This is a genomic window from Phascolarctobacterium succinatutens (genome assembly GCF_958453765.1).
Classification (GTDB): Bacteria; Bacillota; Negativicutes; order Acidaminococcales; family Acidaminococcaceae; genus Phascolarctobacterium_A; species Phascolarctobacterium_A succinatutens_B.
The window spans coordinates 143,319-157,885 of record NZ_CAUDZA010000002.1; the positions used below are offsets into that span (position 1 = coordinate 143,319).

17 protein-coding genes are annotated in these 14,567 nt (G+C 50.3%); 16 read left to right on the forward strand and 1 reads right to left on the reverse strand.

The genetic code is table 11. From position 1 onward, the window contains the following. Positions 1-81: 81 nt before the first annotated feature. A complete protein-coding gene (locus Q7Q81_RS02125) occupies positions 82-690 on the reverse strand; it encodes a TetR/AcrR family transcriptional regulator (protein WP_304098929.1) in 609 nt (202 codons plus the stop codon). A gap of 196 nt (positions 691-886) precedes the next feature. Here Q7Q81_RS02125 and Q7Q81_RS02130 point away from each other — a divergent pair, with 196 nt between their 5' ends. From Q7Q81_RS02130 to Q7Q81_RS02205, 16 genes are all read left to right on the forward strand, one after another. Then, the gene (locus Q7Q81_RS02130) at positions 887-2,023 is read left to right on the forward strand and encodes a DNA recombination protein RmuC (RefSeq protein ID WP_304273327.1); all 1,137 of its coding nucleotides are present in this window, start codon (positions 887-889) and stop codon (positions 2,021-2,023) included. Then, positions 2,010-2,225, forward strand: coding sequence for a hypothetical protein (locus Q7Q81_RS02135; protein ID WP_021720248.1), 216 nt, complete (start codon positions 2,010-2,012; stop codon positions 2,223-2,225). The genes Q7Q81_RS02130 and Q7Q81_RS02135 overlap by 14 nt, the downstream gene beginning before the upstream one ends. A gap of 15 nt (positions 2,226-2,240) precedes the next feature. Continuing rightward, positions 2,241-2,744, forward strand: coding sequence for an NUDIX hydrolase (locus tag Q7Q81_RS02140; RefSeq protein ID WP_304273329.1), 504 nt, complete (start codon positions 2,241-2,243; stop codon positions 2,742-2,744). A gap of 106 nt (positions 2,745-2,850) precedes the next feature. Next, positions 2,851-3,591 (forward strand): YebC/PmpR family DNA-binding transcriptional regulator, encoded by a 741-nt coding sequence (locus Q7Q81_RS02145; protein WP_009146253.1) that lies wholly within the window; start codon positions 2,851-2,853, stop codon positions 3,589-3,591. Positions 3,592-3,689: 98 nt separating this feature from the next. After that, positions 3,690-4,184, forward strand: coding sequence for a crossover junction endodeoxyribonuclease RuvC (gene ruvC, locus Q7Q81_RS02150; RefSeq protein ID WP_021720245.1), 495 nt, complete (start codon positions 3,690-3,692; stop codon positions 4,182-4,184). Next, on the forward strand, positions 4,185-4,787 hold the full coding sequence (gene ruvA / locus Q7Q81_RS02155) for a Holliday junction branch migration protein RuvA (RefSeq protein ID WP_304273331.1): 603 nt from the start codon (positions 4,185-4,187) through the stop codon (positions 4,785-4,787). A 75-nt stretch (positions 4,788-4,862) separates the two neighbouring features. Beyond that, positions 4,863-5,870 carry a Holliday junction branch migration DNA helicase RuvB gene (gene ruvB / locus Q7Q81_RS02160; protein WP_304273334.1) on the forward strand — a complete coding sequence of 336 codons (1,008 nt, stop codon included), beginning with the start codon at positions 4,863-4,865 and terminating at the stop codon, positions 5,868-5,870. A 26-nt stretch (positions 5,871-5,896) separates the two neighbouring features. Beyond that, the gene (locus Q7Q81_RS02165; protein WP_304273336.1) at positions 5,897-6,499 is read left to right on the forward strand and encodes an epoxyqueuosine reductase QueH; all 603 of its coding nucleotides are present in this window, start codon (positions 5,897-5,899) and stop codon (positions 6,497-6,499) included. A 264-nt stretch (positions 6,500-6,763) separates the two neighbouring features. Then, positions 6,764-8,053, forward strand: coding sequence for a SpoIID/LytB domain-containing protein (locus tag Q7Q81_RS02170; protein WP_304273338.1), 1,290 nt, complete (start codon positions 6,764-6,766; stop codon positions 8,051-8,053). 47 nt (positions 8,054-8,100) lie between these two features. After that, positions 8,101-9,129, forward strand: coding sequence for a tRNA preQ1(34) S-adenosylmethionine ribosyltransferase-isomerase QueA (queA, locus tag Q7Q81_RS02175; protein WP_304134523.1), 1,029 nt, complete (start codon positions 8,101-8,103; stop codon positions 9,127-9,129). Positions 9,130-9,186: 57 nt separating this feature from the next. Then, entirely contained in the window at positions 9,187-10,302 is a 1,116-nt protein-coding gene (tgt, locus tag Q7Q81_RS02180) for a tRNA guanosine(34) transglycosylase Tgt (protein WP_021721033.1), read from the forward strand. A 159-nt stretch (positions 10,303-10,461) separates the two neighbouring features. Continuing rightward, entirely contained in the window at positions 10,462-10,734 is a 273-nt protein-coding gene (gene yajC / locus Q7Q81_RS02185; RefSeq protein ID WP_148495370.1) for a preprotein translocase subunit YajC, read from the forward strand. Beyond that, positions 10,734-11,318: a 5-formyltetrahydrofolate cyclo-ligase gene (locus Q7Q81_RS02190; RefSeq protein WP_304273341.1), complete on the forward strand. Its 585-nt coding sequence runs from the start codon at positions 10,734-10,736 to the stop codon at positions 11,316-11,318. Before yajC ends, Q7Q81_RS02190 begins: the two co-directional genes overlap by 1 nt. A gap of 44 nt (positions 11,319-11,362) precedes the next feature. Continuing rightward, entirely contained in the window at positions 11,363-12,601 is a 1,239-nt protein-coding gene (gene secD / locus Q7Q81_RS02195) for a protein translocase subunit SecD (protein ID WP_293721622.1), read from the forward strand. Continuing rightward, positions 12,601-13,485 carry a protein translocase subunit SecF gene (gene secF, locus Q7Q81_RS02200; RefSeq protein ID WP_303707777.1) on the forward strand — a complete coding sequence of 295 codons (885 nt, stop codon included), beginning with the start codon at positions 12,601-12,603 and terminating at the stop codon, positions 13,483-13,485. Before secD ends, secF begins: the two co-directional genes overlap by 1 nt. 145 nt (positions 13,486-13,630) lie before the next feature. Next, positions 13,631-14,407: a YdcF family protein gene (locus Q7Q81_RS02205; protein WP_304273343.1), complete on the forward strand. Its 777-nt coding sequence runs from the start codon at positions 13,631-13,633 to the stop codon at positions 14,405-14,407. Positions 14,408-14,567 lie beyond the last annotated feature (160 nt).

Sequence of the window (14,567 nt, forward strand, 5' to 3'; positions counted from 1 at the left end):
TTCTAAAGAAGATAGCGTCAAGCAACAAAGTTGTAAACAAAAATAAAGCTGCTTTGAAGCAGCTTTATTTAAGGAATATATTTACTTTTTACTAAGTGACGCAAGGTAGGTGTTGAGTGCCTGCAGCAGGTAGTCAAGCTCAGCGCCGTTTTGGAAATTGCCTAGCTCGCAGATATGGCTATGCATCAAAAAGAAGAACATGATAATACCTTCCAGTGTGAAGGCAACGTGGGTTGCTTTGATATCCGCAACGATTTCGCCGCAGGCAATCGCTTCCTCAACCAGCTCCGTCATGAACTGATGGATGCGGTACAGCTTGCTGCGCACGTAGTTTTCAAACATGGGCTGCGGAGTCAGCAGCTCGCGGTAAATCAGATGAATGTTGTAAGGGTTCTGCTGCTGCATTTCGGCAATGCCGTCTACATAGGTACGCAGCTTGGTAAGCGGTGAACCGGGCTGCTGACGGATTTTGTCCTGCAGCTTCAGAAATTTTTCTGCCTCGGTATATAAAACCTCCTGATATAAATTCTTTTTGCCGCCGAAATAATAGGAAATCAACGCGCTGTTGACGCCGCTGGCAACAGAAATCTGCTTAATAGATACGGCAGCGAAGCTGTCCATGGCAAACAGCTTGGTTGCGGCCTCGAGAATTTTATCAGCAGAGTTGAGATTAGGACTTTCATCTATCATATAACGTAATACCTCGTTGGAATAAATAATGTATGAATATATTATACACGATTTGGGCGCAGATGTAAGCTGATTTTGTTAAAAAAGTGATATTATGAAAATATCTTGTTAAATATGAAAATTTTGTTCGTTAATATGTTGGCTATGTATGGCTTTTCTGCTATAATAAAAAAATAACGGAGGTCAGCATAGAAAAATGAGTACATTAGCTATAGCTTTGATGATTGTCATAGCCCTGCTGTTGACAGGTGTGATAATATTATTGATACAGGGACGCCCCAAGGCGGACATGACGGCGCAGCGGCTGGAGCTTTTGGAGCGCAGGCTTGCGGAAAGCATGTACGACCTGCGCGGCGAGCAGAGCACGCTGGCGCGGGCGGCACGCTTGGAAAACCAGGCGGCGAGCGATAGGCTGAGCGAGCAGATTGACAAGCGGGTGGCGCGTCTGGCGGATATGACGGACCAGAACCTGGAGCGCATCCGCATGACTGTGGACGAGCGCCTCAATCAATCGCTGGAGCAGAAGTTTGCGCAGGTCAACAAGTGCTTGGGCGAGGTGCACCAGTCCTTGGGGCAGATGCAGAGCCTTTCCTGCGGGGTGGACGAGCTGCGGCGTGTTCTTTCGAACGTCAAGGTGCGCGGTACCTGGGGCGAAATGCAGCTTGGCAATATCCTCAAGGATATTCTGGACCGTGCCAGATATGTAGAAAATGCGGAGGTGCGTCCGCACAGCGGCCTGCGTGTGGAATATGCCTTGCGCTTGCCCGGTCAGCGGGAGCAGGAGGTGCTGCTGCCAATTGATGCCAAATTTCCGCTGGAGGATTACCAACGCCTGCAGCAGGCACGTGAGGCCGGTGATACGCAGGCGGCGGATGCAGCGGCGAAGCAGCTGGAGCGACGCTTGAAGAGCGAAGCGAAGGATATTTGCGAAAAATATATCTGCCCGCCGTATTCGACGGATTTTGCCGTAATGTATCTGCCGAGCGAGGGCCTGTTTGCGGAGGCTTTGGCCTTGCCGGGACTGGCAGAGGAGCTGCAGCTGAAGTTCAGAGTGTGCGTAGCGGGGCCGACGACGCTGGCGGCGTTGGTGAACAGCCTGCAGCTGGGCTTCCGCACGTTGGCGGTGCAGCAGCGTACTACCGAGGTCTGGCAGCTGCTGAACAAGGTTAAGCAGGAGCTTGCCGGCTTGGAAACAGCTCTTGATAAAACAGCCAAAAAGCTGGAGGAGGGGCAGAATGCTCTGCACACCACCAAGCGCTATACAGCACGCTTGCAGAAGCAGCTGGAGGCTGTACAGCTGTTAGATGAGGAAGATAAGCATGACAAAGAATAATGAGCCTCATCCCTATAAAAAGCCGCCGCTGTGGGTACAGATATTATTATGGGCCTACGGCTTTATGTGGCTGAATATGATTTTTGTTACGGGCTTAAACAGCCTGTATCTCGGTTATATAGATTATGACAGCGGCAGCATTGCCTTCGCCATGACCTGTGGCTTTTGGCTGATTTTCAAATATTTGCCGCGCTTACTTTAAGAGGGGGAATTTATCATGGAGCAATGGGATATTTATGACAGTGAACGCCGTCTTACCGGACGGACGATGAAGAAAAATGACTGGATACTGCAGGACGGCGAGTATCATCTGACGGTGCTTGGCGTTGTGCGCAATACAGAAGGACGCTTTCTGATTACCAGACGCGTGCTGACGAAGGCCTGGGCTGCCGGCTGGTGGGAGGTTCCCGGCGGTGCGGTGCAGGCGGGCGAAAGCTCACGCGAGGCTGTGAACCGTGAGGTTCTGGAGGAAACCGGTCTGGATGTTTCGGCCTGCACAGGAGGACCGGCGCTTACCTATCATCGCGAAAATCCGGGTGAGGGTGATAATTATTTTGTCGACTGCTATCTCTTTACGCTGCCGTTTACACCGGAAGAGGTAAAAATCCGTACCGAAGAGGCGTTGGAATATAAGCTGGCAACGTTGGAGGAAATTCAGGAGCTGGCGCGTCAGGGAATCTTTTTGCATTATGACAGTATTAAGGATGTTTTTGCAAAATAAAGCTGTATACCGGCGTTTGCGGTTGAAAAAACACAGCCGGCGTGGTAAAATATTATGGTAAATGCTTAAATAAATATGGCAAAGAGAAAGTTTGGAGGAATTTACAATGTCAGGACATTCTAAATGGGCGAACATTAAACATAAAAAAGGCAAGGCTGACGCTCTGCGCGGCAAAATCACTACTAAAATCAGCCGTGAAATCACTATTGCCGTTCGTATGGGCGGTGCTGATCCTACCGGTAACATGAAGCTGAAGCTGGCTCTGTCCAAAGCTAAGGCTAACAATATCCCTAAAGACAACATTCAACGTGCAATCCAAAAGGGTGCAGGTGCTCTGGAAGGCCAAAGCTTCGAAGAGATTACCTATGAAGGCTACGGTCCTGCAGGCGTTGCTATGATGGTCAGCTGCCTGACCGATAACCGTAACCGTACCGCTGCCGATGTACGTCACGTATTCTCTAAGCACGGCGGCAACCTGGGTGCCAGCGGCTGCGTAAGCTACATGTTCAAACAAAAAGGTATCTTCGCAGTAAGCGCCGAAACCGGTGTTAGCGAAGACGATCTGATGATGATTGCTCTGGACGCAGGTGCAGAGGATATCAAGAGCAGCGAAGACGGCTTCGAAATTATCACCGATCCGGCTGCTTATGACGATGTAGAAAAAGCTTTGGCTGATAACAATATTGAAGTTGCAATGTCCGAAATCACCATGGTTCCCGATACTATGGCTGAGCTGTCCGGTGAGGACGCTGAAAAGGTTCAAAAGATGCTGGACGCATTGGATGATTGCGATGATGTACAAGACGTTTACACCAACGCTGACTTGCCGGAAGACGACGAGGAATAATATTATTATTACGAAGTAACTGCAATGTGCGCGAAGCATAGTTGCAGAAAGGAAAGCAGGCAGTTGATGTCTGCTTTCTGTTTTTTGAGAGGTTTTTTATGCTGGTTTTAGGAATTGACCCCGGTACCGCCATCTGCGGTTATGGCTTGGTAGATATGACAGGCAACCGTCTGCGCCCGGTTTTTTACGGCTCGGTGCTGACGGATAAGGATATGCTGCCGGAGCTGAGGCTGAAGAAGATTTACGATGATATTTCGGATATTATCGACCACTTCAAGCCGGATTTGCTGAGTATCGAAAAGCTGTTTTTTAACCGTAACGTGACTACTGCGATTCCTGTAGGACAGGCACGCGGCGTTGTGCTTTTGGCTGCGGCCAACAAGGGACTGCCGGTGATGGAGTTTACGCCGATGCAGATTAAGCTGTCGGTAGTAGGCACAGGCAGTGCGACGAAGGAGCAGGTTATATATATGGTAATGCATCTGCTTAATATCCGCGAAAAAATTAAACCGGACGATACGGCCGATGCCTTGGCAGCGGCTATCTGCGGCATCAATACTGCGTCTACGCGCAGATGGCAGGAGGGCAGATAAATGATAGGTTTATTGAAGGGCACTGTTGACAGCCTGGGAGTAGACAACTGCATAATCGAAACGGCAGGCGGCGTAGGCTACCGCGTTTTCATGCCGGCAGCACAGCTGGCACAGCTGACGCAGGGTGCAGCAGTGCGCCTGCACATTCATACTGCGGTACGTGAGGACGCTATTGTTCTTTACGGCTTTTTGAGCCGGGAATATTATGACCTCTTCGAGCTGCTGCTGACCATCAGCGGCGTAGGTCCCAAGATGGCCTTGGGTATTTTATCTGCAGTAAAGCCGGATGCTTTTTATTTGGCGGTGCAGAGCCGTGATATCAAGGTGCTCACTAAGCTGCCCGGTATCGGCAAAAAGACGGCGGAGCGCCTGCTGCTGGAGCTGAAGGACAAGGTCGGCTCCGTGGCTGCCGAAAGCGGTGACAGCTTCGGCGAGGCGGTAGCTGCCGGAGGCAGCGGCGCTGTAGCGGAGGCAATCGAAGCACTTGCTTCCCTAGGATACAGCAACAGCGAGATTATGCCCGTAATCAAGAAAATCGAAGGCGCAGAAACCAAGACGAGCGAGGAAATATTGAAGCAGGCCTTAAGGCTGATGATGAAGTAATTTCCCACAGATAAATAGTCTGGCGGTATTTGAGCCTGCAGCAGTAGGCTGCACAAGGCTTACTAGGAGGAACTTATGGAATTTGATGATAGAATTATTGCCGGGGCGGAACAGGAAGCAGATGGCTGGCAGTACAGCCTGCGTCCGCGTCTGTTAAATGAATATATAGGTCAGACGCAGGTCAAGGATAATCTGTCTATTTTCATTAAGGCTGCCGCTGCCCGCCACGAAGCGCTGGACCACGTGCTGCTGTTCGGGCCTCCGGGTTTGGGCAAAACTACGCTGGCCAACATTATTGCCAATGAGCTTAATGTCAACATCCGCGTTACCAGCGGACCGGCGATTGAACGTCAGGGAGATTTGGCAGCAATTCTGACCAACCTTGGCGATAATGATGTACTGTTTATTGACGAAATCCACCGCTTATCCAAGACCGTAGAGGAAATTCTTTATTCCGCTATGGAGGATTTTGCCTTAGATATTATTATCGGCAAAGGTCCTGCGGCGCGCAGTGTGCGTCTGGATCTGCCGCATTTTACGCTTATCGGCGCTACCACGCGCCTGGGCGCGATAGCAGCGCCTTTGCGTGACCGCTTTGGCGTGCAGTGCTGTCTGGAATTTTACAAGCCGGAGGAGCTGCAGTTTATTATTACGCGTGCAGCGGAAATCCTGAATGTAAAAATTGACAAGGAAGGCGCTTTGGAAATTGCCCGCCGCAGTAGAGGTACCCCGCGTATCGCGAACCGTCTGCTGAAGCGTGTGCGCGATTTCGCCCAGGTGCTGGGCGTGGAGGTTATCGACCGTCAGCTGGCAGACGAAGCGCTGGCCAAGCTGGAGGTTGACCGCTACGGCTTCGACCGCAACGACCGCAAAATTTTGACGACCATCGTCAAAACCTTCGGCGGCGGTCCTGTAGGCATCGAAACGATTGCCGCAGCCGTGAGCGAGGAGTCCTCAACCATTGAGGATGTAATCGAGCCGTATCTGATGCAACAGGGAATGCTGAACCGCACCTCGCGCGGACGTATGGCAACACGCGAAACCTATAGATATCTGGGAATGCCGTTTCCCAAAAATCAGTAAAGCAGCTTAGCTGCTCAGGAGGAAAAATGAAATTATTATTACACGCCTGTTGCGGTCCCTGTGCCTGCTACCCTACGGAGCAGCTGACGGCGGCAGGAACAGATTTTGATATTTTGTTTTTTAATCCTAACATTCATCCGTACAAGGAGTTCAAGCACAGGCTGAGCACCCTGCGGGAGTTTTGTGAGAAAAAGCGCTACAATCTTATTATCGACAAAAGCTATCCTATCGAGGAATGCATCCGCGGCATGTTGGCAGAGCCTACCGTGCGCTGCGCCTTCTGCTACCGTATGCGTCTGCGCTATGCAGCGCAATTTGCCAAAGAAAACGGCTACGATGCCTTTTCGACTACGTTGCTCGTCAGCCCCTATCAGCGCCATGAGCTGATAAAAAAGGAGGCGGAGGCAGCAGCGGCGGAGTTCGGTATTCCGTTCTATTACGAGGACTTCCGCATCGGCTATCAGCGCGGTGTGGATATCAGCCTGGAACTGGGGCTGTATCGCCAGCAGTACTGCGGCTGTGTCTTCAGCGAGCGTGACCGCTACGAAATCCGCAAAAAGCCCAAAGCGGAAGCAACACAGGATAAGTTTGTGGTTGTAAGCAAAAATATTAAAATGGTGAACAGATAATTAGGGTAAAACAACCCTCAGTCAAAATCACGTTAGTGATTTTGACAGCTCCCTGACGCTAAGACCCAGTTTGTCGCGAGCTTGCGCTGCGAGAAACTGTTGGTCGTGCTAATGTCGCTTTGCGACGGCAGGGAGCATATAGAAGTCAGAAGTAATTGCCAACTGGAATCTTTATGATAGCCCATGATATCTTCCCTGAAAGGGGAGGTGGCTGCGAGCGAAGCGAGCAGACGGAAGGGTTGTGCGAAAATCGAGGAAAAGTATATGCTTAGAAAATTACTGATACTGTCTGTACTGTTATTTACTTTTATATTTGCTTCTGCTGCGGCAGCCGCCGAGCAAATCCGCATAGGAATTGTTGTGGGGCAGGCAACGGCAGAGCTGAGCTGTGAGGATGAATTCACAGTGCGTGATTCATCGGGAAAAACGACAACGATGCCCAAGGGAAAATATTTCATCCATGCGCAGCAGGGAAAGCTTTTCTTTGATGATAACAATGTATTTGGTAATGAAGCTGTTGTTGCTGCGGCGGCAGGCAAAAAGTCACCGCAAATCAATAAACGCAGTTATAAAGGGGATTTTCAACTGCAGGCCGAGCAGGGGGATAAGCTTTTAGTAGTCAACAGACTGCCGCTGGAGGATTATCTGGCGAGCGTACTGCCTGCCAAAACGATGTCCGTATGGCCTGATGAGGTTATCAAGGCGCAGGCGGTTGCTGCCCGCAGCTACGCTTTATATAAAATGCAGCACAGCAATAAGGCCTATGCTTTGCTTGCGACCGACAAGGAGCTGCCTTACGGAGGCACCGGCAAGCGCATTGAAAAGGATGCTGTGACGAAGCTGATTCAGGCGACGAAAGGACAGTATCTGGTTGATGCTTACGGTAATGCGATAGAGGCAGTTACTACTTCAAGCAGCGGCGGCAGAACCGAAAGCGCGCTGAATCTGCGCGGTACTGCCGTAAGCTATCTGCAGTCGGTAGAGGATTGCGACAGCGACAGCCCGGAATATACCTGGGAAAGCCGCATTGCTCCGGCGCTTTTGGAAAGCCTGGCAGCGCAGCGCGGTTATACCACCGGCAAGCTGACGAGTATACGCCTCTCCCCGCTTGATGACGCAGGTGTTGACAGAACGCCCACGGGACGGGTAAAATATATTATCCTTTCGGGTGAGGCCGGCGCTGCCAAAATCAGCGGCAGTGAGCTGCAGGATCTGTTAGGCTTGAACAGTACCTTATTTGATATCGAAACCGGTACGCCGGTGCCGGAAACGCTCAAGGTGCCTATCGAAGATCATTACGGTATGGAAATAGGCAGCAAGGATATAGGCATCAAGGTCAATGAGTCGAAAAAGCCTGTCTGGAAAAATTTAGTCCGTAGCTACCATTTATTGGGCGGCGGCAAGGAAGAAAAAATTATTTTCCGCGGTAAGGGCAAAGGCTCTGGCCTCGGTTTGAGTGCCTGGGGTGCGCGCGGTATGGCTAACGCCGATACCAAAGCAACCTATAAAACGATTCTGGCACATTATTATCCCGGAACTCAGCTTGTCCGTTAGCAGGAAGCTATGCGTCCTGTAATATATAAGAAAAGAGAGAATTTTGCATGTTAGTAACTGATTTTGATTATGATTTGCCACAGGAGCTTATTGCTCAGCATCCTATGGAGCCGCGCGATCATTCGCGCCTGCTGGTTGTTGACAAAAAGACCGGTGAAATTGAGCATAAGCATTTTTATGATCTGGTAAATTATCTTAAGCCCGGCGATGTGCTGGTGTTTAATGATACCCGCGTTATTCCCGCGCGCCTGCACGGCACAAAGGATACCGGCGCCCATGTTGAGGTATTCCTGCTGACCCGCAGAGATGCAACCGACTGGGAGGTTCTGGTGCGCCCCGGCAAAAAGCTGCAGGTTGGTGCCAAGATTAACTTCAGCGATGAATTAAGCTGTGAGGTTATCGAGCATACCGATTTCGGCGGACGTGTAGTAAGATTTAAGTATGACGGTATCTTCGAAGAAATTCTTGACCGTCTGGGTGAAACTCCTCTGCCGCCGTACATTACGGCACCGCTGGAGGATAAGGAGCGCTACCAGACTGTTTATAACCGTGAGCGCGGCAGTGCTGCCGCTCCGACTGCCGGCCTGCACTTTACTAAGGAGCTGCTGCAGAAAATCAAGGATATCGGCTGTGAAGAGGTTTTTGTAACCCTGCATGTAGGTCTCGGTACCTTCCGCCCCGTAAGCGAGGCAAAGATTGAGGACCACAAGATGCATAAAGAATTCTACACCGTATCTCAGGAGGCTGCGGATGCTGTCAATAAGGCCAAGGCCGAAGGACGCCGCATTATCGCGGTAGGTACTACGGCAGTACGCACTCTGGAGGCTGCGGGCGCTGACGGTCAGCTGCACGCAGGCAGCAGCTGGACGAATATCTTCATCTATCCCGGTTACAAATTCCGTCTGGTGGATGACCTCGTAACCAACTTCCATCTGCCGCAGAGCACGCTGCTGATGCTGGTAAGCACTCTGTCTACCCGTGAGATTATGCTGCAGACCTACAAGAAGGCGGTTGAAGAAAAATATCGCTTCTTCTCCTTTGGCGATGCCATGTTTATTACAGACCTCAATAAATAAGATTTTTGCCTTCGCCGTAAAGCCGAAGGCGCTGATAAATATTTTTAGGAGTTGCATATGACAAAACACGCAGTAACCTACGAACTAATTAAAGAATGTCCGCGCAGCGGTGCGCGTCTTGGCCGCTTGCATACGCCGCATGGTACGTTTGAAACTCCGATGTTTATGCCTGTCGGCACACAGGCAACGGTAAAGACTCTGGCACCGGAAGAGCTGTACGATATGGGCAGCCAGGTTATTTTGTCGAATACCTATCATCTGTTTTTGCGTCCCGGTCACGAGCTGGTGCGCAAGGCAGGCGGTCTGCACAAGTTTATGAACTATAAACGCGGTATGCTTACCGACAGCGGCGGCTTCCAGGTATTCAGCCTGGGCGCTATGCGCAAAATCACCGAAGAGGGCGTAATGTTCCGCTCGCATATCGACGGCAGCAAGCAGTTCCTCTCCCCGGAGGTTTCTACTCAGGTGCAGGAGGCATTGGGCGCAGATATCGCAATGGCCTTTGACGAATGCATTCCGTATCCTGCTGATTTTGATTACGCCAAGCGTTCTACCGAGCGTACCACACGTTGGGCTAAGCGCTGTCTGGAAACGCATACGCGTGAGGATCAGTCCATGTTCGGTATCGTACAGGGCGGTATGTATCCCGAGCTGCGCCGCATGAGCGTGCAGCAGCTGACGGAGCTTGATTTCGCCGGCTATGGTATCGGCGGTCTGTCCGTAGGCGAGCCGAAGCCGATGATGTACGATATCCTTTCGCAAACCACTGAGCTGATGCCGAAGGATAAGGCGCGTTATCTTATGGGCGTAGGCACTGCCGACTGCATTGTAGAAGCAGTAAACCTGGGCGTTGATATGTTTGACTGCGTATTCCCGACACGTGTTGCCAGAAACGGCACCGCTATGACGCATACCGGCCGTCTGGTAGTACGTAACGCAACCTACGCAGAGGACTTCCGTCCGATTGAGGAAGGCTGCGACTGCTATGCCTGCCGCAACTTCAGCCGTGCTTATATTCGCCATCTGTTCAAGGCAGAGGAGATTTTCGGCCTGAGATTGCTGTCTATCCATAATCTGCATTTCCTGCTGCATTTCGCCAAGGAAATCCGTGAGGCTATCGCTAATGACTGCTTCCCTGAGTTCCGCGAAAGATTCTTAGAAAATTATCGTTGATAACAAGGATTTTTCCGATTTACAGAGAATATATATAAGTGGTATAAATAAACCAAACTATTGCATACTAAAATGTTTGCAAAAGGAACCTGCAAATATGTCCGAATTTGCGGGAAGTGATAAAATGTGGAGGTGTTCAATATGCAAGGTGGAGATACAATGGCTTTGCTCAATTCTCTCTGGCCCTTCTTTTTAATGGGCGGCATATTCTATTTCATGCTGTGGAAACCCCAGAAAAAAGAGCAGCAGAAAAGACAGGATTTGTTAAACAGCCTGAAGGAAGGCGACGAAATCATTACCATTGGCGGTATCTATGGTAAGATTACTGCTATTTCCGAAAAACGCGTTAAGGTAGAAGTTGCCGAAGGCGTAGTAATCGAAATGGCGCGCAATGCTGTCAGCGGCTTCCAAAACCCCGCTAAAAATTCCTGATGGTGATTGCAGAAGAAAAAGTTGAGCTGCGCAAGTATTTTAAAAGGCTGCGGTTGCAATTGACCGCAGAGCAGGTTGCCTCCGGCAGCCTGCTGACTGCCCGTCAGATACTGGCCTGTGATGCATATCGCAAAGCGAACTGCATCATGGGCTATTTGGCTTTTGGCAATGAGCTGTCTGTAGATATGGTGCTGCAGCAGGCGCTGGCCGACGGCAAGACTGTTGCCGTGCCGCTGGTGCAGTCGGCAACGGAGATGGCTCCTGTTCAGTTGGAAAACATGCAGAACTTTGAGCTTGACCGTTACGGCATCCGCAGCGTCCGCCAACCGGCGAAGCTGCTGCAGCCGCAGCAGCTTGACCTAGTACTGGTGCCAGGAGTGGCCTTCGGCCGCGACGGCAGCAGACTGGGGATGGGCGCGGGCTATTACGACCGTTTTCTGCCGCAGGCGGAAAACGCATTGCTCATGGGCATCGCTTACGATGCTTTTATTCAGCCGAATCTGCCGCGGGATGAATTTGACGTGCTTGTACAGCTTTTAGCAAGTGAAAGCGGGATTACCACTCTCAGTCCGCTTAGCTTATAAATTAAATCCAGTTAATCCAAAAAAATCTTAAGGAGGAAGTTATTTTGCGTTGGAATGAATTCGGGAAATTTCTGATTGTCGCTTTGGCGATTATCGGCGGTTTCTGCGTATACATCTCGCCTCTGGCTAATTCCATTAAACAGGGCTTGGATCTGCAAGGTGGTACTCATGTAGTTTTACAGGCTGTGGATACGCCGGAACTTAAGGTTGACGATGACGCTGTCAACCGCAGTGTAAAGGTTATTGAGCGTCGTGTAAATGAGTTGGGCCTGACCGAACCTGTTATTCAGCGTCAGGGCAAGGACCGTATTATTGTTGAGCTGCCGGGCGTAAAGGACCCTGAAAAAGCTATTGCTATGCTGGGCCGTACCGCTATGCTGCAGTTCAAGGATGAAAGCGGCAAGGTTGTTCTTACAGGCAGTGACCTGAAGGACGCTAAGGCACAGGTTTCCCAAGGCAATCAGGCTGTAGTAGGCTTGGAATTTAATGATGAGGGCGGCAAAAAATTTGCTGACCTTACTGCCCGCAATGTAGGCAAAAAAATCGCTATCGAGCTTGACGGCCAGGTACTGACTGCTCCTGTAGTACAGGAAGCTATCACCGGCGGTCATGCACAGATTTCCGGCTCCCGTAACGTTGAGGAAGCCGAGCATCTGGCAATCCTGCTGCGCAGCGGCAGTCTGCCGGTTAAAATCGAAGTTATGGAAAACCGTACCGTTGGTCCTACCCTCGGTCAGGATTCCAAAGACAAGAGCGTTAAAGCCTTCAGCATCGGTATCATCGGCGTATTTGTATTTATGCTGCTGTTCTACCGTCTGGCAGGCGTAGTTGCGGACATTGCTCTGCTGCTGTACGTAATGCTGCTGCTGTTGGTAATGCGTTATCTGGGTGCAACATTGACACTGCCCGGTATCGCAGGTATTATCCTGTCTGTCGGCATGGCGGTTGATGCCAACGTACTGATTTTCGAACGCTTCAAGGAAGAGGTTAAGCGCGGCAAAACTTTGCGCAGTGCGATGGATTCCGGCTTTGGCCGTGCTATCGTAACCATCCTTGACTCCAACCTTACTACTATCATGGCTGCAGCCGTACTGTTCTACCTGGGCACCGGTCCTATCAAGGGCTTTGCTGTTACCCTGGCACTTGGTACCTTGCTGAGTATGTTTACCGCAGTAACCGTTACCAAATTCCTGCTGCGCTTTTTGATTTACAGTAACATCACCAAGAGTCCCTTCCTGTTTGGTGCAAAAGCACCGAAAGCAAAAGAGGAGGTGGCTAAATAATGAAGTTCTCTATCGTTAAGCGTTATAAAATTTTCTTCGCTATTACCATTACCTTCCTGATTATCGGTATCGGCTCCATGCTTTTCAAGGGCTTTAACCTGGGCATTGACTTTACCGGCGGCAGTATCATGGATTTGGAATTCAAAAATCCTGTTACCGTTTCTCAGGTACGTGAGGTGCTTAAAGAAAAGAATCTGGGCAATGCTATTATCCAGCTGGAAAGCAGCGACAGCAATGCCAAGAGCTCTAAGGGCGTGCTGATTCGTACCGGCGTTATCAGCGACGAGCAGCGTCAGCAGGTAATGACCGACCTTAAGAGCAAGGTTGGTGACTTTGCTATCCAGCGTGTTGAAAACGTTGGTGCTACCGTCGGCAGCGAGCTGATTCAACAGGCTGTTATGGCGATTGTGCTTTCCTGGTTCCTGATGATTGCTTATATCACCATCCGCTTTGAATTCCGCTTTGCTCTGGCAGCTATTGTCGCTTTGATTATCGACGTACTGGTAACTCTGAGCTATTTCTCCCTCTTCCATATGGAGCTTGATTCCTCCTTCGTTGCAGCTTTGCTGACGGTTGTAGGTTATTCTGTCAACGGTACCATCGTTATCTTCGACCGTATCCGTGAAAACCTGAAAATCCATCGCCGCAGCGAAAGCATGACAGAAATGGTAGACAACAGTATCTGGCAGACCATGGGACGCAGTATCTATACTGTAGGTACATCTCTGTTTGCTGTTGTAGCTATCTTTATCTGGGGCGGTGAAACTATCCGCAACTTCTCCTTTGCGATGCTGGTAGGCTTCTCCAGTGGTGCTTATACCTCCACCTTCCTCGCAGGTCCGTTATGGATGATGCTGCGTAAGCTGAAACCCGGCAGAGATTAATATTAAAGCTTATAGCCTGTGTGCATTCGGAAAAATGAATGTCGCAGGCTATTTTTCTTGTTTTTGGCGGCTGAAAAAGCTACAATAATAGGTGATATCGCAAGAGAAGCTTTTGTGTTTATCGGTGTTGTTAAGGAGAACTGGAATGATTTATATTTTGAAATTTATCGCAGCATTTTGGCTGCCTCCGGGGTTGTTTGTGCTCCTGGGAATAATCTTGAGTGTTTATTTGTGGCGGCGGCGGCAAAACTTCGGCCGTTTTGCTTTCAGCTTAAGCGCTGTTTTGACGCTGCTGTTATATTTCAGCTCTACCTTATTGGGAGCCAAGCTGTTGGGGCAGCCGTTGGAGAACCGTTACAGCCAGCAGCAGCCTGACGCTGCGCAGGTGATAGTTGTTCTGGGCGGTGGCAGCGTCGGTTCCGTACCGGATGGCACTGAGCGCGGCGGCCTGATGTCCGCCGGTGCGGCGCGCCTGCTGACGGCAGCGCGCCTGGCGAAGCAGCATTCGCTGTCGGTGCTCATCAGCGGCGGGCAGGTGTTCAGCGATGGCGCAAGCGAGGCGCTGGTCGCCGAGCGTATTCTGCTGCAGCTGGGGCTGCCGCAGGAGCAGATTATCGTTGAAACCAAGGCAAGGACAACGCAGGAAAATGCTGCTTATACTGCTGCACTCTGCCGTGAACGCGGCTACAAAAATGTACTGCTGCTGACAAGCGCGCTGCATATGCCTCGTAGTATGCAGTTTTTTGAGCATTATCTTGGTGAGCAGGGCATTAAGGTTGCTGCCTATCCCTGCGATTACACGCTTAATCCGCATGGCAGCTTTAATCCGCGTTGGCTGGTGCCGCAGCTGCAGGCATTTGATATTACCTGTATGGCGCTGCACGAATATGTCGGCATGGCAGGAGCCTTTTTGCAGCGTTAAAAAGCAGATGAAGTGAGAGCTGTCCGACGAAAACTTGTTGGTGAATTTGCATATTTTACTGCTTTTTTGTATAATAAGTAACAGATAGAAGTAAATATTATTTTTGAGTGGGGGATATTATGAAAAAAATACTGTTTTTGATTTGTCTGCTGCTTTGTCT